This is a genomic window from Burkholderia sp. RF2-non_BP3, assembly GCF_001522185.1.
GTDB classification, from domain to species: Bacteria; Pseudomonadota; Gammaproteobacteria; order Burkholderiales; family Burkholderiaceae; genus Burkholderia; species Burkholderia diffusa.
This window is the reverse complement of record NZ_LOSU01000057.1, coordinates 1-25,609: the sequence shown is the minus strand read 5'-3', so window position 1 is coordinate 25,609 and position 25,609 is coordinate 1. Positions and strand designations below refer to the sequence as shown.

Below are 25,609 nucleotides of genomic sequence, written 5' to 3'. Positions count from 1 at the left end.
TTAACGCTTGTGACGGCGCTGGACGATCATCGTCGTCGTGCGCTTGTTGCTGCGGGTGCGGTAACCCTTAGCCGGCGTACCCCACGGGCTCACCGGGTCGCGACCTGCAGCCGTCTTGCCCTCACCACCACCGTGCGGGTGATCAACCGGGTTCATCGCAACGCCACGCACCGTCGGGCGGATACCGCGCCAGCGGTTCGCGCCAGCCTTGCCGATTTGGCGCAGGCTATGCTCTTCGTTGCCGACTTCACCGATCGTTGCACGGCACTCGATGTGCACGCGGCGGATTTCGCCCGAACGCAGACGAACCTGCGCGTAGACGCCTTCACGTGCCAGCAGCATGGCCGACGTGCCAGCCGAACGCGCCATTTGCGCGCCCTTGCCCGGCAGCATCTCGATGCAGTGGATCGTCGTACCGACCGGAATGTTGCGGATCGGCAGCGTGTTGCCTGCACGGATCGGCGCTTCCGAACCCGACATCAGCTGTTGGCCGACGGTCAGGCCCTTCGGGGCGATGATGTAGCGACGCTCGCCGTCTGCGTAGAGCACCAGCGCGATGTTCGCGCTACGGTTCGGGTCGTACTCGAGACGCTCGACCTTTGCCGGGATGCCGTCCTTCGTGCGACGGAAATCGACGATACGGTAATGCTGCTTGTGACCACCACCCTTGTGACGCGTGGTGATGCGGCCGTTGTTGTTACGGCCGGCGGTCGAGCTCTGCGAGTCGAGCAGTGCCGCGAACGGCTTGCCCTGGTGCAGATTCTTGTTGACCACCTTGACCATCGCGCGGCGACCCGGCGAAGTCGGTTTAACTTTCACGATTGCCATGATTACTTGGCCTCCGCTTCAAAGTTGATTTCCTGGCCGGGCTTCAGGCAAACGTACGCCTTCTTCACGTCCTTACGGCGGCCCATCGAACGGCCGAAGCGCTTTTGCTTGCCCTTCTGAACCAGCACGTTGACCGAATCAACTTCAACCTTGAACAGCAGCTCGACAGCCGCCTTCACTTCCTGCTTCGTGGCATCCGGTGCGACTTCGAACACGACTTGCTCGTTCTTGTCGGCAACCAGCGTCGCCTTTTCCGAGATCACCGGTGCGAGCAGGACCTGCATCAAACGATGATCGTTCTTGCGAATCTCGCTCATGACAGCAACTCCTCGATCTGGGCGACCGCAGCCTTCGTGACCAGCACTTTCTTGAAGTAGATCAGCGACAGCGGGTCAGCGTAGCGCGGCTCGACAATCGCCACGTGCGGCAGGTTGCGCGAAGCCAGGTACAGGTTCTCGTCGACCGTGTCCGTAATGATCAGCACGGAGTCGAGACCCATGGTCTTGAATTTGTCAGCCAGCAGCTTGGTCTTCGGCGCTTCGAGGATGATGTCCTCGACGACCGACAGACGGCCTTCACGGGCCAGCTGCGAGAAGATCGAGCAGAGACCTGCGCGATGCATCTTCTTGTTGACCTTGTGCGAGAAGTTCTCTTCCGGCGAGTTCGGGAAGATGCGACCACCGCCACGCCACAGCGGGCTCGACGACATACCGGCACGAGCGCGGCCCGTACCCTTCTGACGCCACGGCTTCTTGGTGGTGTGCTTGACTTGCTCACGGTCCTTCTGTGCGCGGTTACCCTGGCGAGCATTCGCCTGGTACGCGACGACGACCTGGTGGATCAGCGCTTCGTTGTAGTCACGACCGAACACAACGTCCGACGCGTTGACCACTGCACCTTCCTGACCATTTTCGTTCAGGAGCTTGAGTTCCATTATTTCGCCCCCTTGGTCTTGACGGCCGGCGTCACGAAAACCTTGCCGCCCTTCGCGCCCGGAATCGCACCCTTGACGAGCAGCAGCTTGCGCTCTGCGTCGATACGAGCGATTTCGAGGTTCTGCACCGTCACCGTAACGTCACCGAGGTGACCCGTCATGCGCTTACCCGGGAAAACGCGACCCGGATCCTGCGCCATACCGATCGAGCCCGGCACGTTGTGCGAGCGCGAGTTACCGTGGGTAGCACGGCCGGAGGAGAAGTTGTAACGCTTGATCGTACCGGCGTAGCCCTTACCAATCGACACGCCTTGCACGTCGACCTTCTGGCCCACTTCGAAAAGATCAGCACCGACCACGGCGCCATTCGACAGCTCAGCTGCCTTGGCCGCGTCAATGCGGAATTCCTTGAGGATTTCACCGGCTTCGACACCGGCTTTGGCGAGATGACCTGCCAGCGGCTTCGTCACGCGCGATGCGCGGCGGGAGCCGAATGCAACCTGCACGGCCGTGTAGCCGTCGGTTTCAACAGTCTTGATCTGCGTCACGCGGTTGTCCGACACGTCCAGCACGGTGACGGGAATCGAATCCCCTTCAGCCGTGAAGATACGGGTCATGCCAACCTTGCGACCTACGAGTCCAAGGCTCATCATTTTCTCCATTCCCGACTGCGATTGGTCGGGGCTGATTTACAAAATGCCGGGCACGCAAGGCCCAACTTTTTTACGCGAATACGCGAAAAGCCAAGCAGTATAGCCCGACTTATCGATTTCCGCAAGCAATACAAAGACTTAGCACCGCCCGGCACGCCGGATGGCGCCGAAAGCCTTACTGCAGCTTGATTTCCACGTCGACGCCAGCCGGCAGGTCGAGCTTCATCAGCGCGTCAACCGTCTTGTCGGTCGGATCGACGATGTCCATCAGGCGCTGGTGGGTACGGATTTCGAGCTGATCGCGCGACGTCTTGTTGACGTGCGGCGAACGCAGGATGTCAAAACGCTGGATGCGCGTCGGCAGCGGCACCGGGCCACGGACGATTGCGCCAGTCCGCTTCGCGGTATCGACGATTTCGGCAGCCGATTGATCGATCAGACGATAGTCGAAAGCCTTCAGGCGAATGCGGATTTTCTGTTGCTGCATGACGATTCCTTGAAAAGAGCGAGGCGATGTTGCATCGCCGGACACTAAAAGAACGCGAAACCTGTTACCTGCGGGGAGCGAGGCGCCAGCTTCCGAACGGCACTTCCACTGCTAAGCCCGCGATTCTACACGAAAAATCGGAATGGTGGTGTGCGTTTGTCAAGACGGCAACGCGCACGCCACAAAGACAAAACCGGGTGCCAGATCAAACTGGACACCCGGTTTCGACGGTACGACTGCCTACCGTGGAATCGCGGACCCCGGAGGGATCCGCGGATCGTCGATGTTACTCGATGATCTTGGCGACGACGCCGGCGCCGACGGTACGGCCGCCTTCGCGGATTGCGAAGCGCAGACCTTCTTCCATCGCGATCGGAGCGATCAGCTTCACCGTGATCGACACGTTGTCGCCCGGCATCACCATTTCCTTGTCCTTCGGCAGCTCGATCGAGCCCGTCACGTCCGTCGTACGGAAGTAGAACTGCGGACGGTAGTTGTTGAAGAACGGCGTGTGACGGCCGCCTTCGTCCTTGCTCAGCACGTACACTTCAGCCGTGAAGTGCGTGTGCGGCGTGATCGAACCCGGCTTCGCCAGAACCTGGCCACGCTCCACGTCTTCACGCTTCGTGCCACGCAGCAGGATACCGACGTTGTCGCCTGCCTGACCTTGGTCCAGCAGCTTGCGGAACATTTCAACGCCCGTGCAGGTCGTCTTCACCGTCGGCTTGATACCGACGATTTCGATTTCCTCGCCGACCTTCACGATGCCGCGCTCGACACGACCCGTCACCACCGTACCGCGGCCCGAGATCGAGAACACGTCTTCCACCGGCATCAGGAACGCGCCGTCAACTGCACGCTCCGGCGTCGGGATGTACGTGTCCAGTGCGTCTGCCAGGCTCATGATCGCCACTTCGCCCAGCTCGCCCGTGTCGCCTTCCAGCGCGAGCTTCGCCGAACCCTTCACGATCGGCGTGTCGTCGCCCGGGAAGTCGTACTTCGACAGCAGTTCGCGAACTTCCATCTCGACCAGCTCGAGCAGTTCAGCGTCGTCCACCATGTCGCACTTGTTCAGGAACACGATGATGTACGGAACGCCAACCTGACGCGCCAGCAGGATGTGCTCACGCGTTTGCGGCATCGGGCCGTCTGCTGCCGAGCAAACCAGGATCGCGCCGTCCATCTGCGCTGCGCCCGTGATCATGTTCTTCACATAGTCAGCGTGGCCCGGGCAGTCGACGTGTGCGTAGTGGCGATTTGCCGTTTCGTACTCGACGTGCGCCGTGTTGATCGTGATGCCGCGCGCCTTTTCTTCCGGTGCCGCGTCGATCTGGTCGTAGGCCTTCGCTTCGCCGCCGAACTTCTTCGTCAGAACCGTCGTGATCGCTGCCGTCAGCGTCGTCTTGCCGTGGTCAACGTGACCAATCGTACCAACGTTGACGTGCGGCTTGGTCCGCTCAAACTTTTCTTTTGCCATGATTCTCTTCTTTCAAAAAATATCGGTTGGTAGCTTCAGATTTACTTCGACTTCGCGCTGATGATCGCTTCAGCAACGTTGCGCGGAGCTTCAGCGTAGTGCTTGAACTCCATCGTGTACGTTGCACGACCTTGCGTCAGCGAACGCAGCGACGTCGAGTAACCGAACATTTCCGACAGCGGCACTTCGGCGCGAACGATCTTGCCGCCGCCAACCATGTCTTCCATGCCCTGGACGATACCGCGACGGCCCGACAGGTCGCCCATCACGTTGCCCATGTAGTCTTCCGGCGTCTCGACTTCGACAGCCATCATCGGCTCGAGGACGACCGGGTTCGCCTTGCGCATCGCTTCCTTGAACGCCATCGAACCGGCCATGCGGAACGCGTTTTCGTTCGAGTCAACGTCGTGGTACGAACCGAACGTCAGGTGAACCTTCACGTCGACGACCGGGAAGCCAGCCAGCACGCCCGACTTCAGCGTGTCCTGGATACCCTTGTCGACCGCCGGGATGTATTCACGCGGAATCACACCACCCTTGATCTCGTCGAAGAACTCGTAGCCCTTGCCCTGTTCGTTCGGCTCGAGCGTGATGACCGCGTGACCGTACTGGCCGCGACCACCCGACTGCTTGACGAACTTGCCGTCGACGTCCTTCGCCGTCGAACGGATCGTTTCGCGGTATGCAACCTGCGGCTTGCCGACGGTAGCTTCCACGCCGAATTCACGCTTCATCCGGTCGACCAGAATTTCGAGGTGGAGCTCGCCCATGCCCGAAATGATGGTCTGGCCCGATTCTTCGTCGGTCTGCACGCGGAACGACGGGTCTTCCTGCGCCAGACGGTTCAGCGCGAGGCCCATCTTTTCCTGGTCAGCCTTGGTCTTCGGCTCGACAGCCTGCGAAATCACCGGCTCCGGGAACACCATGCGCTCGAGAACGATCGGGTTCGCCGGGTCGCACAGCGTGTCGCCCGTGGTCGCTTCCTTCAGGCCGACCGCAGCAGCGATGTCGCCTGCACGGACTTCCTTGATTTCTTCACGCTGGTTCGCGTGCATCTGCAGAATACGACCGAGGCGTTCCTTCTTGCCCTTGGTCGAGTTCAGCAGCGTGTCGCCCGAGTTGACGACGCCCGAGTACACACGGAAGAAGATCAGCTGGCCGACGAACGGGTCGGTCATGATCTTGAACGCGAGCGACGAGAACTTCTCGTCGTCCGACGCCTTGCGCTCTGCTTCTTCACCGTTTTCGAGCTCGCCCTTGACCGGCGGGATGTCGACCGGCGACGGCAGGAAGTCGATCACGGCGTCGAGCATACGCTGCACGCCCTTGTTCTTGAACGCGGTACCGCACAGCATCGGCTGGATTTCGCACGCGATCGTACGGTCGCGCAGCGCCTTGACGATGTCGGCTTCCGGCAGATCGCCTTCTTCCAGGTACTTGTTCATCAGGTCTTCGCTGGCTTCAGCAGCCACTTCGACCATCTTTTCGCGCCATTCCTTGCAGGTCTCGGCGAGCTCGGCCGGGATGTCGACGTAGTCGAACTTCGTGCCTTGCGACGCTTCGTCCCAAATGATCGCCTTCATCTTGATCAGGTCGACCACGCCCTTGAAGTTTTCTTCCGAGCCGATCGGCACCACGACCGGAACCGGGTTCGCCTTCAGGCGCAGACGGAGCTGGTCGTAGACCTTGAAGAAGTTCGCGCCGGTACGGTCCATCTTGTTGACGAACGCGAGACGGGGCACCTTGTACTTGTTAGCCTGGCGCCACACCGTTTCCGACTGCGGCTGCACGCCGCCCACTGCGCAGTACACCATGCACGCGCCATCGAGCACGCGCATCGAACGCTCCACTTCGATCGTGAAGTCGACGTGGCCCGGGGTGTCGATGATGTTGATGCGGTGTTCCGGATAGTTGCCGCCCATGCCCTTCCAGAAGGCCGTGGTAGCAGCGGACGTGATCGTGATGCCACGCTCCTGTTCCTGCTCCATCCAGTCCATCGTTGCTGCGCCGTCGTGGACTTCACCGATCTTGTGGTTCACACCGGTGTAAAACAGAATGCGCTCGGTCGTCGTCGTCTTGCCGGCGTCGATGTGAGCGCTAATACCGATATTGCGGTAGCGCTCGATAGGAGTCTTGCGAGCCACTTTGATCCTCTACTGGGATAACACGATGCAGCCCTGCTGCATCATGCTTCAACACAAACGGGCGAGGCGCCTGAAAAGCGCACCCGCCCGGAATTTATTTCCGCAAACAGCCCAGCCAGGCGCTTAGAAACGGAAATGCGAGAACGCGCGGTTGGCTTCTGCCATGCGGTGAACTTCATCGCGCTTCTTCATCGCGCCGCCACGGCCTTCGGCCGCTTCGGTGAGTTCGCCTGCCAGACGCAGAGCCATCGACTTCTCGCTGCGCTTCTTCGCAGCCTCACGCAGCCAGCGCATCGCCAATGCCATACGACGCGACGGGCGCACTTCGACCGGAACCTGATAGTTGGCACCACCAACGCGACGGCTCTTCACTTCGACCACCGGCTTCACGTTGTTGAGCGCAACGGTGAACACTTCCAGCGGGTCCTTGCCACCCTTGGTCTGGATTTGTTCGAATGCGCCATAAACGATGCGCTCTGCGACCGACTTCTTGCCGGACAGCATCAGCATGTTCATGAACTTGGCTACATCAACGTTGCCGAACTTCGGATCCGGCAACACTTCCCGCTTGGGGACTTCGCGACGACGCGGCATGATTCTTCCTTTACCTGTTCAGTTGGAGCTGCATCCAGCCCCGCGGTCACCAACAAACCCGATCACATCTTCACGACTAACCAGCTTGGCCGGGTGACCACTTACTCGACAGCACCGGCAATCCGGCACTCCCGCCTTGACCGCCCTGCGGCGATCCCTGATCAAAAACTGCTTACTTGGCAGCCTTTGCACGCTTCGCGCCGTACTTCGAGCGCGCTTGCTTACGGTCCTTGACGCCCTGGGTATCCAGCGAGCCGCGAACCATGTGGTAACGCACACCCGGCAAGTCCTTCACACGGCCGCCGCGGATCAGCACAACCGAGTGTTCCTGCAGGTTGTGGCCTTCACCGCCGATGTACGAAATCACTTCGAAGCCGTTCGTCAGACGAACCTTGGCGACCTTACGGAGTGCCGAGTTCGGCTTCTTCGGCGTCGTCGTGTACACACGGGTGCACACGCCGCGACGCTGGGGGCAGTCCTGCAGGGCCGGGCTCTTGCTCTTCGTCGTTTCCGACTGACGGCCTTTGCGAACCAGTTGGTTGATGGTTGGCATTGTTTATTCCTGAAATTGAACAAAATCTGCACATCGATTTCGGGCAAAGCGAGAATCGACGCACAGTTGACTTCCGAACCGGTGATACGGACACGAACCTTCGAACGCGACTCGGCCCACCGAATACCGGAACCCAGCATGATATTCCGGAAATACCAACTAAGTCAACGGCTTGCGTGATTTGCCAGCCGGGCGGGCGGTTTACCGGAAGGGTCGGAACACCTGTGTCATGCCGATTCGACGACGTCGATGATCTCGTCGCCGAAGCGTTCCAGCTTGCGCACGCCCATGCCGGGGATGTGGCGCAGGTCGTCGATCGTCTCCGGCGCGTTGCGCGCGATTTCGGCCAGCGTCGCGTCGTGGAAGATCACGTAGGCCGGCACGCCGTCGGACTTCGCGGTTTCCGCGCGCCACGCGCGCAGCGCATCCCAGCGTGCGCGCTCGCGCGTGCCCATGCCGGCCGTCGGGTCGACCCGCGTGCCGCTGCGGCTCGACGACTGGCGCGTGCGCTGCGGCTTCACGTAGCGGCGCAGCGTGACCTTCTCTTCGTTCTTCAGCACAGGCTTCGCGGCCTCGGTCAGCATCAATGCGCCGAAGCCGCCATGGTCGACCGCCAGATAGCCGTACGCCACGAGCTGCCGGAAAATCGCGCGCCACTCGGGCTCGGACAGCGACGCGCCGATGCCGAACGTACTGAGCTGGTCGTGGCCGCGCTGCAGCACCTTCTCGGTGCGGCCGCCGCGCAGGATCTCGATCAGATGGCTCGAGCCGAAATTGAAGCCGCTCGCGCGCTGCGCGCGGAATACGCACGACAGCGCCATCTGCGCCTCGCGCGTCGCGTCCCACGAATCAGGCGGCTCGAGGCACGTGTCGCAGTTTCCGCACGGCTGGCTCGCCTCGCCGAAGTAGTTCAGAAGCCGCACACGCCGGCACGAGATCGTCTCGCACAGCCCGAGCAGCGCATCGAGCTTCGACGTCTGCACGCGCTTGTGGGCGTCGTCAGCATCGGACTCGTCGATCATCTTGCGCTGCTGGACGACGTCGCCGAGCCCATACGCCATCCATGCGTTCGCCGGCATCCCGTCGCGGCCCGCGCGGCCGGTTTCCTGGTAGTAGCCTTCGACGCTCTTCGGCAAATCGAGATGGGCGACGAAGCGCACGTCCGGCTTGTCGATGCCCATGCCGAACGCGATGGTCGCGCACATCACGATGCCTTCCTCGCGCTGGAACATTTCCTGGTGCTTCTGTCGCACCTCGAACTCCATCCCCGCGTGATACGGCAGCGCGCGCACGCCCTGTGCCTTCAGCCATTCGGCCGTTTCCTCGACCTTGCGGCGCGACAGGCAGTAGACGACGCCCGCGTCGGTCGTGCCGTCCGCGTTCGTGTGCTCGGCGCGGATGAAGTCGAGCAGCTGCGCGCGCGCGTTGTCCTTCTCGACGATCCGGTAGCGGATGTTCGGCCGGTCGAAGCTCGACACGAACACGCGCGCATCGTCGAGCGCGAGGCGATGGATGATCTCGTCTCGCGTGATCGCGTCGGCGGTGGCCGTCAGCGCGATGCGCGGCACCGACGGGAAACGCTCGTGCAGCACCGACAGCTGGATGTATTCGGGACGGAAGTCATGCCCCCACTGCGACACGCAATGCGCCTCGTCGATCGCGAACAGGCCGATCTTCGCGCGCTCGAGCAGGTCGAGGAAGCGCCCGGTCATCAAACGCTCCGGCGCGACGTACAGCAGGTCGATCTCGCCCTCGCGCAGCGCGCGCTCGGTCGCCGCGGCCTCGGCGCCCGACAGCGTCGAGTTCAGGTAGGCCGCGCGCACGCCGACTTCGCTGAGCGCGGCGACCTGGTCCTGCATCAGCGCGATCAGCGGCGATACCACGATGCCGGCGCCCTGCCCGGCTTCGCGACGCAGCAGCGCCGGAATCTGGTAGCACAGCGACTTGCCGCCGCCCGTCGGCATCAGCACGAGGCAATCGCCGCCGCCGGCGACATGTTCGACGATCTCGCCCTGCTGGCCGCGAAATGCGGAATAACCAAAGACTTCGTCGAGGATTTCGAGGGCGCGGGACATGAATGATGAGAACGAGGACGGCGGAACGATGACCGCGATTTTAACAACCCGCTCGCGCAGCGCGCGGCGAATCGTGCAACGTTGGCCAATCGACCGAGTTCGTTCGCGCGCATGACGGGCCTGCGCAAGCATGCGGCAAGCCCGTCATGCACGTGAACGACGGATAAAAAAAACCGCCCGGCGGACCGGGCGGTTTCGACGACAGCGAATACGCAACGTGAGGCGGCTCGCGCCGCCCGTGCTTATTCGGCTGCCGGGTGTTGCGGCTCTTCCGCAGGCGCGCTCGGCGTGCCGAAGTCGAATGCCTCTTCCGCTGCGATCTGATCGAAACGCTCGCGGTCGGACATTTCCTTCGCCTTGCGTGCCTTGTGGAACGCGAGACCCGTACCGGCCGGGATCAGACGGCCGACGATCACGTTTTCCTTCAGACCGCGCAGATCGTCGCGCTTGCCCATGATCGCCGCTTCGGTCAGCACGCGGGTCGTTTCCTGGAACGATGCCGCCGAGATGAACGAGTCGGTCGACAGCGACGCCTTCGTGATACCGAGGAGCACGTTGTCGTACGACGCCGGACGCTTGTTCTCGGCGATCATGCGATCGTTCTCGTCCAGCATGTCGGAACGCTCGACCTGTTCGCCCGGGATGAAGCGCGTATCACCGTTGTCGGTGATCTGCACACGACGCAGCATCTGGCGAACGATCACCTCGATGTGCTTGTCGTTGATCTTCACGCCCTGCAGACGATACACGTCCTGCACTTCGTCGACGATGTAGCGCGACAGCGCCTCGATACCCTGCAGACGCAGGATGTCGTGCGGATCGGCCGGGCCGTCCACGATCATTTCGCCCTTGTTGACGACCTGAGCATCGTGGACCAGCACCTGCTTTTCCTTCGCGATCAGGAACTCGTGCTGATTGCCTTCGAGGTCCGTGATGACGAGACGCTGCTTGCCCTTCGTGTCCTTGCCGAACGACGTCGTGCCGGTGACTTCCGCGAGAATGCCGGCATCCTTCGGCGAACGCGCTTCGAACAGTTCCGCCACCCGCGGCAGACCGCCGGTAATGTCACGCGTCTTCTGCGCTTCGGTCGGGATACGTGCGAGCACTTCACCCACCTGCACTTGCTGGCCGTCCTTCACGGTGATCAGTGCGCCGACCTGGAAGCCGATCTGCACCGCGTGTTCCGTGCCCGGGATCTTCACTTCGTCGCCGTTCGCGTCGAGCAGCTTCACCTGCGGACGCACGCTCTTCGAAGCTTGCGAACCGCGACGCTTCACGTCGATCACGACCAGCGTCGACAGGCCGGTCACGTCATCGATCTGCTTCGCGACGGTCACGCCTTCCTCGACGTTCTCGAACTTCACCGTACCACCGTACTCGGTGATGATCGGACGCGTCATCGGGTCCCACGTCGCCAGCTGCGTGCCGGCCTTGATCGCCGCGCCGTCGAGCTGCAGCAGCGTCGCGCCGTACGGGATCTTGTGACGTTCGCGCTCGCGGCCGATATCGTCGGTGATCAGCGCCTCGCCCGAACGCGAGATGACGATCTGCTCGCCCTTCGCGTTGGTGACGTAACGCATCGTCGCCGTGAAACGCACGATACCGTTGCTCTTCGCTTCGACCGACGACGCCACTGCCGCACGCGATGCCGCACCACCGATGTGGAACGTACGCATCGTCAGCTGCGTGCCCGGTTCACCGATCGACTGTGCCGCGATCACGCCGACTGCTTCGCCGACGTTCACGAGCGAGCCGCGGCCGAGGTCACGGCCGTAGCAGGCCGCGCACAGACCATAACGCGTTTCGCAGGTCAGCGGCGTGCGCACGCGCACTTCGTCGATGCCGAGGCGTTCGATTTCCTCGACCGCCGTTTCGTCGAGCAGCGTGCCCGATTCGTACAGCGTTTCCTGCGTTTCCGGGTTCACGACGTCCGCGACCGCGACGCGGCCGAGGATACGGTCGCGCAGTGCCTCGACGACTTCACCGCCTTCGACCAGCGCCTTCATCGCCACGCCGTTCGACGTGCCGCAATCGTCCTCGACCACCACCAGATCCTGCGTGACGTCGACGAGACGACGGGTCAGGTAACCCGAGTTTGCCGTCTTCAGTGCCGTATCAGCCAGACCCTTACGTGCACCGTGGGTCGAGATGAAGTACTGCAACACGTTCAGGCCTTCGCGGAAGTTCGCGGTAATCGGCGTCTCGATAATCGAGCCGTCCGGCTTCGCCATCAGGCCGCGCATACCGGCCAGCTGACGAATCTGCACCGCCGAACCCCGGGCGCCCGAGTCGGCCATCATGTAGATCGAGTTGAACGACTCCTGGCGCGTCTCGTTGCCGTCGCGGTCCGTCACCGGCTCCGTCGACAGCTGCTCCATCATCGCCTTGCCGACCGCTTCCGACGTCGCCGACCAGATGTCGACCACGTTGTTGTAGCGTTCCTGCGCGGTGACGAGACCCGACATGTACTGGCGGTCGTACTCCTTCACCTTCTTCGCGGCGTCGCCGACGATCGTTTCCTTCTGCGGCGGCACGAGCATGTCGTCCACGCAGATCGAAATGCCGGCGCGCGTCGCGAGGCGGAAACCCGACTGCATCAGCTGGTCGGCGAACACGACCGTCGCACGCAGACCGCACTTGCGGAACGCGGTGTTGATCAGGCGCGAGATTTCCTTCTTCTTCAGCGGCTTGTTCAGCACCGAGAACGGCAGGCCGTGCGGCAGGATCTCCGACAGGATCGCGCGACCGACGGTCGTCGCGTACAGCGAGATCTTCGGCACGAATTGCGGCGCGCCTTCCGACGTGTCTTCGTTGCGGACCATTTCGGTGATCCGCACGTTGACGCGCGATGCCAGCTCGACTTCCTTGTTCTCGTACGCACGGATCACTTCCGACACGCCGGTGAACGACAGGCCTTCGCCCTTGCCGTTGATCGCTTCGCGGGTCGCGTAGTACAGACCCAGCACGATATCCTGCGACGGCACGATCGACGGATCGCCGTTGGCCGGGAACAGCACGTTGTTCGACGCCAGCATCAGCGTGCGCGCTTCCATCTGCGCTTCGAGCGACAGCGGCACGTGAACGGCCATCTGGTCACCGTCGAAGTCGGCGTTGAACGCCGCGCAGACGAGCGGGTGCAGCTGGATCGCCTTGCCTTCGATCAGCACGGGCTCGAACGCCTGGATACCGAGACGGTGCAGCGTCGGCGCACGGTTCAGCATCACCGGGTGCTCGCGGATCACCTCTTCGAGGATGTCCCACACCACCGGCGTCTGGTTCTCGACTTCCTTCTTCGCAGCCTTGATGGTCGTCGCGACGCCCATCACTTCCAGCTTGTTGAAGATGAACGGCTTGAACAGCTCGAGCGCCATCAGCTTCGGCAGACCGCACTGGTGCAGCTTCAGCGTCGGGCCGACCACGATGACCGAACGGCCCGAGTAGTCGACGCGCTTGCCCAGCAGGTTCTGACGGAAACGACCGCCCTTGCCCTTGATCATGTCGGCGAGCGACTTCAGCGGACGCTTGTTCGCGCCCGTCATCGCCTTGCCGCGACGACCGTTGTCGAGCAGCGAGTCGACGGCTTCCTGCAGCATCCGCTTTTCGTTGCGGACGATGATTTCAGGGGCCTTCAGCTCGAGCAGACGCTTCAACCGGTTGTTACGGTTGATCACGCGGCGATACAGGTCGTTCAGGTCCGACGTCGCGAAACGGCCGCCGTCCAGCGGCACGAGCGGACGCAGTTCCGGCGGCAGCACCGGCAGCACTTCGAGGATCATCCACTCGGGCTTGATGCCCGAGCGCTGGAATGCCTCGAGGACCTTCAGGCGCTTCGCGTACTTCTTGATCTTCGCTTCCGAGCCGGTGTTCTTCAGCTCGGTGCGCAGCGTCTCGACCTGCTCGTCGATGTTGATCGCACGCAGCAGTTCACGCACGCCTTCCGCGCCCATTTCGGCACGGAATTCGTCGCCGTATTCCTCGACCTTGTTGTAGTAATCCTCTTCGGTCATGATCTGCCGCGCCTTCAGCGGCGTCATGCCCGGTTCGATCACCACGTATGCTTCGAAGTACAGCACGCGTTCGATGTCGCGCAGCGTCATGTCGAGCACCATGCCCAGACGCGACGGCAGCGACTTCAGGAACCAGATGTGTGCGACCGGCGAGGCCAGCTCGATGTGGCCCATCCGTTCACGACGCACCTTCGCCAGCGTCACTTCGACGCCGCACTTCTCGCAGATCACGCCGCGGTGCTTCAGACGCTTGTACTTGCCGCACAGGCACTCGTAGTCCTTGATCGGCCCGAAGATCTTCGCGCAGAAGAGACCATCGCGTTCCGGCTTGAACGTACGGTAGTTGATGGTCTCCGGCTTCTTCACTTCACCGAACGACCACGAACGGATCTTGTCCGGCGAGGCCAGACCGATCTTGATCGCGTCGAAAACTTCTTCCTGTTGGACTTGCTTGAATAGATCGAGCAGAGCTTTCATTGCTTTCTCTCCGTAGTCCGATTAATTGCGGTCGAGATCGATGTCGATACCGAGCGAGCGGATTTCCTTCACGAGCACGTTGAAGGATTCCGGCATGCCTGCATCGATCACGTGATCGCCCTTCACGAGGTTCTCGTAAACCTTCGTCCGGCCGGTCACGTCGTCCGACTTCACCGTCAGCATTTCCTGCAGCACGTAGGACGCGCCGTACGCTTCGAGTGCCCACACTTCCATTTCACCGAAACGCTGACCACCGAACTGCGCCTTACCACCCAGCGGCTGCTGCGTGACGAGCGAGTACGGGCCGGTCGAACGCGCGTGCATCTTGTCGTCGACCAGGTGGTGCAGCTTCAGGTAGTGCATGTAACCCAGCGTCACGCGACGTTCGAACATCTCGCCCGTGCGGCCGTCGTACAGGCGGACCTGGTTCTTCGACGGGTTCATGCCGAGCTGTTCCGCGATGTCGTCCGGGAACGCGAGGTCGAGCATCTTGCCCATTTCTTCCTCGGTCGCACCGTCGAACACCGGCGTTGCGAACGGCACGCCTTCGCGCAGGTTCTTCGCGAGTTCGAGGATCTCGTCGTCGGTGAAGCTTTCCAGGTCTTCCTGGCGGCCCGACTCGTTGTAGATCTTCGTCAGGAACACGCGCAGTTCCTCGATCTTCGCCTGACGCTGCAGCATTTCGCCGATACGCCAGCCGAGGCCCTTCGCGGCCCAGCCGAGGTGCACTTCCAGAACCTGACCCACGTTCATCCGCGACGGCACGCCGAGCGGGTTCAGCACGACGTCTGCCGGACGGCCATCGGCCATGTACGGCATGTCTTCGATCGGGACGATCTTCGACACGACACCCTTGTTACCGTGGCGGCCTGCCATCTTGTCGCCAGGCTGCAGGCGGCGCTTCACCGCGAGGTACACCTTGACCATCTTCAGCACGCCCGGCGGCAGTTCGTCGCCTTGCGTGAGCTTCTTGCGCTTCTCTTCGAACGCGAGATCGAACTGGTGACGCTTTTCTTCGATCGAGTTCTTGATCGCTTCGAGCGATGCCGCTGCTTCGTCGTCCGCGAGGCGGATGTCGAACCAGTGATAGTGGTCGAGATCTTCCAGGTAAGCCTGGTCGATCTTCGTTCCCTTCGCGAGCTTCTTCGGACCGCCGTTCGCGACCTTGCCCACCAGCATCCGTGCGAGACGCTGGAACGCGTCGCCTTCCACGATGCGCAGCTGGTCGTTCAGGTCGAGACGGTAGCGCTTCAGTTCGTCGTCGATGATCTGTTGCGCACGCTTGTCGCGCTGGATGCCTTCACGCGTGAACACCTGGACGTCGATCACGGTACCGCTCATGCCCGACGGCACGCGCAGCGACGTGTCCTTCACGTCCGAAGCCTTCTCGCCGAAGATCGCGCGCAGCAGCTTCTCTTCCGGCGTCAGCTGGGTCTCGCCCTTCGGCGTGACCTTGCCGACCAGCACGTCGCCCGCTTCGACTTCCGCACCGATGTACACGATGCCCGATTCGTCGAGACGGCCGAGCTGGACTTCCGCCAGGTTCGAGATGTCGCGCGTGATTTCTTCCGGCCCGAGCTTCGTGTCGCGTGCAACGACGTTCAGCTCTTCGATGTGGATCGACGTGTAGCGATCGTCGGCCACGACCTTCTCCGAGATCAGGATCGAGTCCTCGAAGTTGTAGCCGTTCCACGGCATGAACGCGATCAGCATGTTCTGGCCGAGCGCGAGCTCGCCCAGGTCCGTCGAGGCGCCGTCGGCCAGCACGTCGCCGCGCGAAACCTTGTCGCCCATCTTCACGATCGGACGCTGGTTGATGTTCGTGTTCTGGTTCGAACGCGTGTACTTGATCAGGTTGTAGATGTCGACGCCGACTTCACCTGCGACCGCTTCGTCGTCGTTCACGCGAATCACGATACGGCCTGCGTCGACATAGTCGACGACGCCGCCGCGGAACGCCTGAACCGTCGTGCCCGAGTCGACCGCGCAGGTACGCTCGATGCCCGTACCGACGACCGGCTTTTCCGGACGCAGACACGGCACGGCCTGACGCTGCATGTTCGAACCCATCAGTGCACGGTTCGCGTCGTCGTGCTCGAGGAACGGGATCAGCGAAGCGGCAACCGACACGATCTGCGACGGCGCGACGTCCATGTACTGGATGCGGTCCGGCGTGACCATCATCGTTTCGCCGGCTTCACGCGACGACACGAGTTCGTCGACCAGCGTGCCGTTCTCGTCGATCGCGGCGTTCGCCTGCGCGATCATGTAGCGGCCTTCCTCGATCGCCGACAGGTAGTCGATCTGGTCGGTCACCTTGCTGTCCACGACCTTGCGGTACGGCGTCTCGAGGAAGCCGTACTCGTTCAGGTGCGCGTACAGTGCGAGCGAGTTGATCAGACCGATGTTCGGACCTTCCGGCGTTTCGATCGGGCACACGCGGCCATAGTGGGTCGGGTGCACGTCACGAACTTCGAAGCCTGCGCGTTCGCGCGTCAGACCGCCCGGGCCCAGTGCGGAAACACGGCGCTTGTGCGTGATTTCCGACAGCGGGTTGGTCTGGTCCATGAACTGCGACAGCTGCGACGAACCGAAGAACTCGCGGATCGCCGACGAAATCGGCTTCGAGTTGATCAGGTCGTGCGGCATCAGGTTTTCGCTTTCGGCCTGGCCGAGGCGTTCCTTGACCGCGCGTTCGACACGCACGAGACCCGCGCGGAACTGGTTTTCCGCCAGTTCGCCGACGCAACGCACGCGACGGTTGCCGAGGTGGTCGATGTCGTCCACTTCGCCCTTGCCGTTGCGCAGTTCGACGAGGATCTTGATCGTCGCGAGGATGTCGTCGTCCTGCAGCGTCATCGGGCCGGTGATCTCGTCACGGCTGACGCGGCGATTGAACTTCATACGGCCGACCTTCGACAGGTCGTACGCTTCTTCGCTGTAGAACAGACGGTTGAACAGCGCCTCGACCGCTTCTTCGGTCGGCGGCTCGCCCGGACGCATCATGCGGTAGATCGCGATGCGCGCGGCCGTCTTGTCAGTCGTTTCGTCGACACGCAGCGTCGACGAGATGTACGGACCCTGATCCAGATCGTTCGTGTAGAGCGTCTGGATGTCCTTGATGCCCGCTTCGCGCAGCTTCTCGAGCACGCTTTCCGTGACTTCGTCGTTCGCGGTCGCGATCACTTCGCCGGTGTCGCCGTCGACGACGTTCTTCGCCAGCACGCGGCCGAGCAGATAGTCTTCCGGCACCGAGATGTACTTGGTCTTCGCGGCTTCGAGGTCGCGAATGTGCTTCGCGTTGATCCGCTTGTCCTTCTGGACGATGACCTTGCCGTCGCGATCCGTGATGTCGAAGCGCGCGACTTCACCACGCAGGCGCTCGGGCACGAACTCGAGTTGCGCGCCTTCGTCCATCAGCGTGAAGTTGTCGAACACGAAGAAGTTCGCGAGGATCTGTTCCGGCGTGAGGCCGATGGCCTTCAGCAGGATCGTGACCGGCATCTTGCGGCGACGGTCGACGCGGAAGTACAGGATGTCCTTCGGATCGAATTCGAAGTCGAGCCACGAGCCGCGGTACGGAATGATCCGTGCCGAGAACAGCAGCTTGCCCGAGCTGTGCGTCTTGCCCTTGTCGTGTTCGAAGAACACGCCCGGCGAACGGTGCAGCTGCGAGACGATGACACGCTCGGTGCCGTTGATGACGAACGAGCCCGTCGGCGTCATGAGCGGAATTTCGCCCATGTACACTTCCTGCTCCTTCACTTCCTTGACGACCGGCTTGTTCGGCGATTCCTTGTCGAGGATGACGAGGCGGACCTTCGCGCGCAGCGCGGAGCAGTACGTCAGGCCACGCTGCTGGCATTCCTTGATGTTGAATGCCGGCGCGGACAACGCATAGCTCACGAACTCGAGGCGCGCGAAGCCGTTGTGCGAAACAATGGGAAATACCGATGTGAATGCGGCTTGCAAACCTTCAGGCTTGCGTTGCGTGCCAGGCACATCAGCTTGCAGAAACGTGCTGAATGATTCAAGCTGGGTGGCCAGCAAGAACGGAACTTGGTGAACGATGGGGCGCTTCGCGAAACTCTTGCGAATGCGCTTCTTCTCGGTGAAGGAATATTGCATACGATCTCCGAATCACGGCGGGTGCTGTCGAGGCGGGATACCTGGACGTTTCGAACCCGAGTGTTCACCGACTGAGACCCGATGGCCGCCCGATGGCTTGAACGAGCCGAGAAGCTTGGTGGTTGGCCGCTACCAACCGCTGGCTGACGGCAGCGGATGCCTGTGTTGCCCGCTACCCGACCAAACTTGCCTTCTGCAGTCGCTTCAGAAGACAAAGAGAAACGCCGATCGCGACCATCGCTTACGATTCGGCGGTTTTCTTTGGCTTCTGGGGCCGATTATTCGGGCTCCCGAATGAGTGCCAGAATAACGTCCCCACAAAGCACAAAAAGGCCGGCGGTGAAAATACCGCCAGCCTTCGCACAGCGCGTCGAAACTTACTTGACTTCGACCTTCGCGCCTGCTTCTTCCAGCTTCTTCTTGGCTTCTTCAGCAGCAGCCTTGTCGACGCCTTCCTTGACAGCCTTCGGTGCGCCGTCAACGACGTCCTTCGCTTCCTTCAGGCCCAGGCCCGTCAGTTCGCGAACTGCCTTGATGACTGCAACCTTGTTGCTGCCTGCTTCAGCCAGGACGACCGTGAATTCGGTCTTCTCTTCTGCAGCAGCAGCAGCGCCGCCGCCTGCCGGGCCAGCGACTGCCACTGCAGCTGCCGACACGCCAAACTTCTCTTCGAATGCCTTGACCAGTTCGTTCAGTTCCAGAACGGTCATCCCTTCGACTGCTGCCAGGATGTCTTCTTTTGCGATTGCCATTTGAAATACTCCTAAATTGAATTCGGATACAGCCAGCGATCAGTGACGCTGATGCACGCTCGATTACGCAGCTTCTGCTTGCTTCTTCTCGGCCAGCGCGGCAAGAGCACGCGCGAAGCCCGAAACAGGCGATTGCATAACGAACAGCAGCTTCGAGAGCAGTTCTTCACGGCTCGGGATGCTTGCCAGCGCTTGCACGCCAGCCTTGTCCATCACCTTGCCATCGAACGAACCAGCCTTGATGACCAACTTGTCATTGCTCTTGCTGAAGTCGTTGACGACCTTAGCAGCAGCAATTGCATCTTCCGAGATGCCGTAGATCAGGGGGCCAGTCATCTGCTCTGCCAGCGGAGCAAAAGGCGTACCTTCAACAGCGCGACGCGCCAGCGTGTTCTTCAACACGCGCAGGTAAACCTGTTGCTCACGCGCTTTCGCGCGCAGCTTGGTCAGATCGCCAACCGCAATTCCACGATACTCAGCCAGCACAACGGTCTGGGCCTTCGCGACTTGCGCGGCAACCTCAGCGACGACGGCTTGCTTGTCTTCTCTATTAAGCGGCACGGTTAGCCTCCAGAAACGATACGTTCGGCACGAAACCTCACGTACCTCGTTCAACAACGGCGTCCGACCTCGTTAGGAGTATTTCCACCTCACGCCGTGAATCGCTTCACGACCTGCGGCTTCACCACTGCAAAACTTTTTCGGGTTCGCCATCTGCGTTGGCTTGAATTAAGGGATCGCCTGCCTGCTGCGCCCCACCAACGGTCTTTGATAACCGGTTGCCCGCCCTGCTGCACGAACAACCGCCCAAAGCCCATGTAGGCCGCTTCGCGAACGAAGCGGCCCGAATACTTGCTTACTGTGCTGCCAGCGTAGCCTGGTCGACACGCACGCCGACACCCATCGTGCTCGACAGTGCGATCTTGCGCAGGTAGACGCCCTTGCTCGTTGCCGGCTTGGCCTTCTGCAGCGCTTCGATCAGTGCCGACAGGTTCGAACGCAGTGCGGTCGATTCGAACGATGCACGGCCGATGGTCGCGTGGATGATACCGGCCTTGTCGACACGGAATTGCACCTGACCAGCCTTCGCGTTCTTGACTGCAGTCGCGACGTCCGGCGTGACCGTGCCGACCTTCGGGTTCGGCATCAGGCCGCGCGGGCCGAGGATCTGACCGAGCGTACCGACGATACGCATCGTGTCCGGCGAAGCGATCACGATGTCGAAGTCCATCTGGCCAGCCTTGATCTGCTCAGCCAGGTCTTCCATACCGACGATTTCCGCGCCTGCTGCACGAGCCTGCTCGGCCTTGTCGCCTTGTGCGAACACGGCAACGCGAACCGACTTGCCCGTACCTGCCGGCAGAACGACCGAACCACGAACGACTTGGTCCGACTTCTTCGCGTCGATGCCGAGCTGGACTGCGACGTCGATCGATTCGTTGAACTTCGCGCTCGCGCATTCCTTCACGAGTGCCAGTGCGTCTTCGATCGCGTACAGCTTCTGACGGTCGACCTTGGCGGCAAATGCCTGACGGCGCTTGGAGATCTTAGCCATTTACACGCCCTCCACAGTGATGCCCATCGAGCGTGCGCTACCAGCGATGGTGCGAACGGCTGCGTCCAGATCAGCTGCCGTAAGGTCCGGCATCTTGGTCTTCGCGATTTCTTCGGCTTGAGCGCGCGTGATCGAACCGACCTTGTCGGTGTGCGGCTTGCTCGAGCCCTTGTCCACCTTCGCCGCCTTCTTGATCAGGACGGTCGCCGGCGGCGTCTTCATCACGAACGTGAAGCTCTTGTCAGCGTATGCCGTGATGACCACCGGCACCGGCAGACCCGGCTCCATGCCTTGAGTCTGCGCGTTGAACGCCTTGCAGAACTCCATGATGTTCAGGCCGCGCTGGCCCAGTGCCGGACCAACCGGCGGCGACGGGTTGGCTTTACCTGCAGGAATCTGCAGCTTGATAAAGCCGACAATCTTCTTTGCCATTTGTAAACCTCGTTGGAACGCCAGACGGCGTTCGGTGAGTGATAACGCGCGTTCGCCGTTGGCTACTGACGCTCCTCAACGGCCATAACGCGAGCCGTAAGCGCGAAGGTGGGCAGCCGAGGCTGCCCACCGAATCGGGATCAAACTTTTTCGACCTGGCCGAACTCGAGTTCGACCGGGGTAGAGCGGCCAAAGATAGTGACCGACACACGCACGCGCGATTTTTCGTAGTTGACTTCCTCGACAGTGCCGTTGAAGTCCGTGAACGGGCCTTCCTTGACACGCACCATCTCGCCAACTTCGAACAGGGTCTTCGGGCGCGGCTTCTCGACGCCTTCCTGCATCTGCGACATGATCTTTTCGACTTCCTTCGGGGAAATCGGGGTCGGGCGGTTACGCGCACCGCCGACGAAACCCGTGACCTTCGCCGTGTTCTTCACGAGGTGCCACGTTTCGTCCGTCATCTCCATTTCCACCAGCACGTAGCCGGGGAAGAAACGACGTTCGGTTACAGCCTTGTGGCCGCCTTTGACTTCGACCACTTCTTCGGTCGGAACCAGGATCTGACCGAATTTATCCTGCATGCCAGCACGTTCAATGCGCTCCTGAAGCGCGCGCTGCACGCTCTTCTCCATACCGGAGTAGGCGTGCACGACGTACCAACGCTTTCCGCTCGGGGATGCCGGAGTATCGCTCATATCATTTCCAACCCAGAATCGCCGAGAAAATCACCCATTCGATCGATTTGTCACTCAACCAGAGGAAAATCGCCATCACGAGCACGAAACCGAACACGACAAGCGTGGTTTGCGTTGCTTCCTTGCGGGTGGGCCAAACGACCTTGCGGACTTCCTTGTACGAATCCTTGGCAAATGCGATGAGGCTCTTGCCAGGCACGGACATCAGACCGACGGCCACGCCGGCGATGATACCTACCGCCAATGCGGCGCCGCGGACATACCACTGCTGGTTGGCCAGCCAGAAGAAGCCCACGAATCCGGCCAAGACTAGCAATACGCCCAGGGCCAGCATCAGCTTATCGCCGGAGGTATTTACAGTTTCGACGGATGGATTCGCCATAACACCTTAAAACAAATGCCACGTGGGACACGTGGCGATTTTTGGCAGGGGCAGAGGGAATCGAACCCCCAACCTTCGGTTTTGGAGACCGACGCTCTGCCAGTTGAGCTATACCCCTAAACCATGTTGGGGCCGGCTGCTGCCAGCCCCAAAACTGTCGATCAACGAATAACTGGCTTACTCGATGATCTTGGCGACGACGCCGGCGCCGACGGTACGGCCGCCTTCGCGGATTGCGAAGCGCAGACCTTCTTCCATCGCGATCGGAGCGATCAGCTTCACCGTGATCGACACGTTGTCGCCCGGCATCACCATTTCCTTGTCCTTCGGCAGCTCGATCGAGCCCGTCACGTCCGTCGTACGGAAGTAGAACTGCGGACGGTAGTTGTTGAAGAACGGCGTGTGACGGCCGCCTTCGTCCTTGCTCAGCACGTACACTTCAGCCGTGAAGTGCGTGTGCGGCGTGATCGAACCCGGCTTCGCCAGAACCTGGCCACGCTCCACGTCTTCACGCTTCGTGCCACGCAGCAGGATACCGACGTTGTCGCCTGCCTGACCTTGGTCCAGCAGCTTGCGGAACATTTCAACGCCCGTGCAGGTCGTCTTCACCGTCGGCTTGATACCGACGATTTCGATTTCCTCGCCGACCTTCACGATGCCGCGCTCGACACGACCCGTCACCACCGTACCGCGGCCCGAGATCGAGAACACGTCTTCCACCGGCATCAGGAACGCGCCGTCAACTGCACGCTCCGGCGTCGGGATGTACGTGTCCAGTGCGTCTGCCAGGCTCATGATCGCCACTTCGCCCAGCTCGCCCGTGTCGCCTTCCAGCGCGAGCTTCGCCGAACCCTTCACGATCGGCGTGTCGTCGCCCGGGAAGTCGTACTTCGACAGCAGTTCGCGAACTTCCATCTCGACCAGCTCGAGCAGTTCAGCGTCGTCCACCATGTCGCACTTGTTCAGGAACACGATGATGTACGGAACGCCAACCTGACGCGCCAGCAGGATGTGCTCACGCGTTTGCGGCATCGGACCGTCTGCTGCCGAGCAAACCAGGATCGCGCCGTCCATCTGCGCTGCGCCCGTGATCATGTTCTTCACATAGTCAGCGTGGCCCGGGCAGTCGACGTGTGCGTAGTGGCGGTTTGCCGTTTCGTACTCGACGTGTGCCGTGTTGATCGTGATGCCGCGCGCCTTTTCTTCCGGTGCCGCGTCGATCTGGTCGTAGGCCTTCGCTTCGCCGCCGAACTTCTTCGTCAGAACCGTCGTGATCGCTGCCGTCAGCGTCGTCTTGCCGTGGTCAACGTGACCAATCGTACCAACGTTGACGTGCGGCTTGGTCCGCTCAAACTTTTCCTTGGCCATTTTCAACTCCCGAAAGGAATTTCACATGTTGCGCCGCGCGCAAACAGACACTGACTTTTTACTGCTGGTGCCCATGGGCAGGATCGAACTGCCGACCTCTCCCTTACCAAGGGAGTGCTCTACCACTGAGCCACATGGGCGCTATTACGCTTCAACTACACGGACTGGAGCGGGTGAAGGGAATCGAACCCTCGTCGTAAGCTTGGAAGGCTTCTGCTCTACCATTGAGCTACACCCGCACGGGCCACTAACGATTCCCTACCGCTCTCTGCGCTGATGTTCTGGTGGAGGAGGTTGGATTCGAACCAACGTAGGCGTAAGCCAACAGATTTACAGTCTGCCCCCTTTAGCCACTCGGGCACCCCTCCGTAGAGAACTGACGATTATGGGGGTGCATCGCACTCTTGTCAAGCACATCCGGAAGATTATTTTCATTCTCTTCCAGCCCACTTGCGCGACTCACCCGACACCCATGCTCGCCCGGCTGAGGCAAGCACGAGAGGATCGCCGATCGGCGCCCACATTTTCGTCAGACCTCCGTTTTCAGCATCGATTTGCATCTTCGCTGAAAACGAAAGACCGCCATCATAAGGCCTTCCGCGCATAATGCCAAGCGGGTAGATGCAAAAAATCCGCAATTTCCATGCCGGAGGGATTTGCAAAGGCATCCGGCAAACGCCAGGACCAATCTGAAGCCGTTTAACGGTGGCGCGTCAGCACATCGTCTGGCCGGGGTCAGCCGGGCTATCCGCAGAGGCTCCGACACACCGGACATCGGGTTCCGGATATAGTGCCTGCTCGCATCCTCCGCTGCGACACGCCGGAATCGAACCGTCAGAACAGGGATCGCCCTTGGCCCATGTTTTCCGTCCCGGGGACAGAACACAGGCGCGATACCGCCCCGCTTTCACGCGATCGAGCCCCCGCTCTCCCCCGCCTCATTCAAAATCCGGACTTCTCTCGTGCCTTCGCGCGATCTTCGGTGCCTCCATGTCGCACTCCGGCGGCACCACGATGCCGCAAGCAGGACGCGCAAACGAGGCGCGCCAGCTCGCACGGCACATAACAACGGTGAAGTCCGTGGTCAGCGGGCCGAGTGTCGTATCGGATATCGGACGTATAGCGCGGCTTCGCTGCGATAGTCCGACTCATGTGTTGATCCGCTGCGCGAAGGTCCGGCGCGATACTTGCCGCACCGCGGCGCGTTCGCTGCGACGGTGACGCGTGGCCGACATGATGGGCAGAGGTGTGGGTGCAAATCGTCGCGTATCAGCGGCACCAGGACGTCCGGGCAGGTCGAGCTTCCGGACCGCTCCGGGCGGTGTCATCGTCGCCGCGAGCCGCAATCAGGTGGGTCGAAGGGATCTTCAACATCATGCGTCCGCGACTGCCTCCGGGGCCGCGCTCGCTGGCATCGCCGCGTTGTAGGTGGCGGCGAAGTATCCGGCGTCGACCGGCGGTTCTTCCGCGTCGACTTTGATCGAGACGCCTATGCAACGCCTCCTGCGGACTACGCGCGCCAGAGAAGCTAACGTCCGACACGAGCACCTCAACGTCGGCTGCTCGCCGCCCCGGCGATGCTCACGCCGTGCCGAGATCAGGGCAAAAATTGGATCCGCGACTTGTACCGGGCGAGCATTCCGCGCTGGGTGATCCGAGCGCCGCGTGCACCTCATGTGCCGACCAGCGTCGACGCGAGCGGTATGCATTTCGCGTTGATGGCTAAGATCGTGGCTTTTTCGGTGGCGCAGCTCGTTCGCTCGTTGACGAAGCCTATGCCCTTCGAATCTGGTAGCTCGCTCTCGTCAGAAGCAACACGGGGACGTCTGACGGGATCGAGCAGGCAAACCGACGTCACCTCCCGACACTGGGCGGCGGCGGAGGGCTCCGTGGGAATTTCTCTGTCGTCATTCGGATGCTAACGGTATGCTCTCGCGGCCTCGAGCTGCCGTGGATTTGCCATGAAACGCGCCAGCCATACACCGCCCCGTTACTATCTTTACGCCCCGATAATTGGGGCTTTGGCCAGCCAGGCCCGGCATGATTCCCGCCCCCAGTCGCAGTC

At 61.4% G+C, this 25,609-nt stretch carries 19 protein-coding genes and 4 tRNA genes; all 23 read right to left on the bottom strand.

What is annotated here, in order from left to right; genetic code table 11:
• Complete coding sequence (rplB, locus tag WS45_RS26830; protein WP_006482900.1) at window positions 1–828, bottom strand: 50S ribosomal protein L2; 828 nt, start codon at window positions 826–828, stop codon at window positions 1–3.
• Between the two features lie 2 nt (window positions 829–830).
• Complete coding sequence (rplW, locus tag WS45_RS26825) at window positions 831–1,145, bottom strand: 50S ribosomal protein L23 (protein WP_004199275.1); 315 nt, start codon at window positions 1,143–1,145, stop codon at window positions 831–833.
• A complete protein-coding gene (rplD, locus tag WS45_RS26820; protein ID WP_006477192.1) occupies window positions 1,142–1,762 on the bottom strand; it encodes a 50S ribosomal protein L4 in 621 nt (206 codons plus the stop codon). Before rplD ends, rplW begins: the two co-directional genes overlap by 4 nt.
• Complete coding sequence (rplC, locus tag WS45_RS26815) at window positions 1,762–2,412, bottom strand: 50S ribosomal protein L3 (protein ID WP_006752926.1); 651 nt, start codon at window positions 2,410–2,412, stop codon at window positions 1,762–1,764. Before rplC ends, rplD begins: the two co-directional genes overlap by 1 nt.
• Window positions 2,413–2,590: 178 nt before the next feature.
• Window positions 2,591–2,902, bottom strand: a complete 312-nt coding sequence (gene rpsJ / locus WS45_RS26810; RefSeq protein WP_004199280.1) for a 30S ribosomal protein S10 — start codon at window positions 2,900–2,902, stop codon at window positions 2,591–2,593.
• A gap of 286 nt (window positions 2,903–3,188) precedes the next feature.
• Window positions 3,189–4,379, bottom strand: coding sequence for an elongation factor Tu (tuf, locus tag WS45_RS26805; protein ID WP_006482910.1), 1,191 nt, complete (start codon window positions 4,377–4,379; stop codon window positions 3,189–3,191).
• A gap of 41 nt (window positions 4,380–4,420) precedes the next feature.
• Window positions 4,421–6,523: an elongation factor G gene (gene fusA, locus WS45_RS26800; RefSeq protein ID WP_059535572.1), complete on the bottom strand. Its 2,103-nt coding sequence runs from the start codon at window positions 6,521–6,523 to the stop codon at window positions 4,421–4,423.
• Between the two features lie 123 nt (window positions 6,524–6,646).
• Window positions 6,647–7,117, bottom strand: a complete 471-nt coding sequence (gene rpsG, locus WS45_RS26795) for a 30S ribosomal protein S7 (RefSeq protein ID WP_034209730.1) — start codon at window positions 7,115–7,117, stop codon at window positions 6,647–6,649.
• 172 nt (window positions 7,118–7,289) lie between these two features.
• Entirely contained in the window at window positions 7,290–7,670 is a 381-nt protein-coding gene (gene rpsL, locus WS45_RS26790; RefSeq protein ID WP_006400662.1) for a 30S ribosomal protein S12, read from the bottom strand.
• 227 nt (window positions 7,671–7,897) lie between these two features.
• On the bottom strand, window positions 7,898–9,745 hold the full coding sequence (recQ, locus tag WS45_RS26785) for a DNA helicase RecQ (RefSeq protein ID WP_059535570.1): 1,848 nt from the start codon (window positions 9,743–9,745) through the stop codon (window positions 7,898–7,900).
• Between the two features lie 242 nt (window positions 9,746–9,987).
• Window positions 9,988–14,229, bottom strand: a complete 4,242-nt coding sequence (gene rpoC, locus WS45_RS26780; protein WP_059535568.1) for a DNA-directed RNA polymerase subunit beta' — start codon at window positions 14,227–14,229, stop codon at window positions 9,988–9,990.
• 21 nt (window positions 14,230–14,250) lie between these two features.
• Window positions 14,251–18,357, bottom strand: coding sequence for a DNA-directed RNA polymerase subunit beta (gene rpoB / locus WS45_RS26775; RefSeq protein ID WP_059535566.1), 4,107 nt, complete (start codon window positions 18,355–18,357; stop codon window positions 14,251–14,253).
• A gap of 377 nt (window positions 18,358–18,734) precedes the next feature.
• On the bottom strand, window positions 18,735–19,109 hold the full coding sequence (rplL, locus tag WS45_RS26770) for a 50S ribosomal protein L7/L12 (RefSeq protein ID WP_021161757.1): 375 nt from the start codon (window positions 19,107–19,109) through the stop codon (window positions 18,735–18,737).
• Between the two features lie 63 nt (window positions 19,110–19,172).
• Complete coding sequence (gene rplJ, locus WS45_RS26765; protein WP_038715103.1) at window positions 19,173–19,670, bottom strand: 50S ribosomal protein L10; 498 nt, start codon at window positions 19,668–19,670, stop codon at window positions 19,173–19,175.
• A gap of 295 nt (window positions 19,671–19,965) precedes the next feature.
• Complete coding sequence (gene rplA / locus WS45_RS26760; RefSeq protein WP_059535563.1) at window positions 19,966–20,664, bottom strand: 50S ribosomal protein L1; 699 nt, start codon at window positions 20,662–20,664, stop codon at window positions 19,966–19,968.
• Window positions 20,665–21,096 (bottom strand): 50S ribosomal protein L11, encoded by a 432-nt coding sequence (gene rplK, locus WS45_RS26755; protein WP_006400671.1) that lies wholly within the window; start codon window positions 21,094–21,096, stop codon window positions 20,665–20,667.
• Between the two features lie 140 nt (window positions 21,097–21,236).
• On the bottom strand, window positions 21,237–21,794 hold the full coding sequence (gene nusG / locus WS45_RS26750) for a transcription termination/antitermination protein NusG (protein ID WP_006400672.1): 558 nt from the start codon (window positions 21,792–21,794) through the stop codon (window positions 21,237–21,239).
• 1 nt (window position 21,795) lies between these two features.
• On the bottom strand, window positions 21,796–22,176 hold the full coding sequence (gene secE, locus WS45_RS26745; RefSeq protein ID WP_059535562.1) for a preprotein translocase subunit SecE: 381 nt from the start codon (window positions 22,174–22,176) through the stop codon (window positions 21,796–21,798).
• 42 nt (window positions 22,177–22,218) lie between these two features.
• Window positions 22,219–22,294 (bottom strand) — tRNA-Trp (locus WS45_RS26740).
• Between the two features lie 59 nt (window positions 22,295–22,353).
• Entirely contained in the window at window positions 22,354–23,544 is a 1,191-nt protein-coding gene (tuf, locus tag WS45_RS26735; RefSeq protein WP_006482910.1) for an elongation factor Tu, read from the bottom strand.
• A gap of 65 nt (window positions 23,545–23,609) precedes the next feature.
• Window positions 23,610–23,684, bottom strand: a tRNA-Thr gene (locus WS45_RS26730).
• A gap of 25 nt (window positions 23,685–23,709) precedes the next feature.
• Window positions 23,710–23,783: transfer RNA gene (locus WS45_RS26725), tRNA-Gly, on the bottom strand.
• 43 nt (window positions 23,784–23,826) lie between these two features.
• Window positions 23,827–23,912, bottom strand: a tRNA-Tyr gene (locus tag WS45_RS26720).
• Between the last annotated feature and the right edge of the window lie 1,697 nt (window positions 23,913–25,609).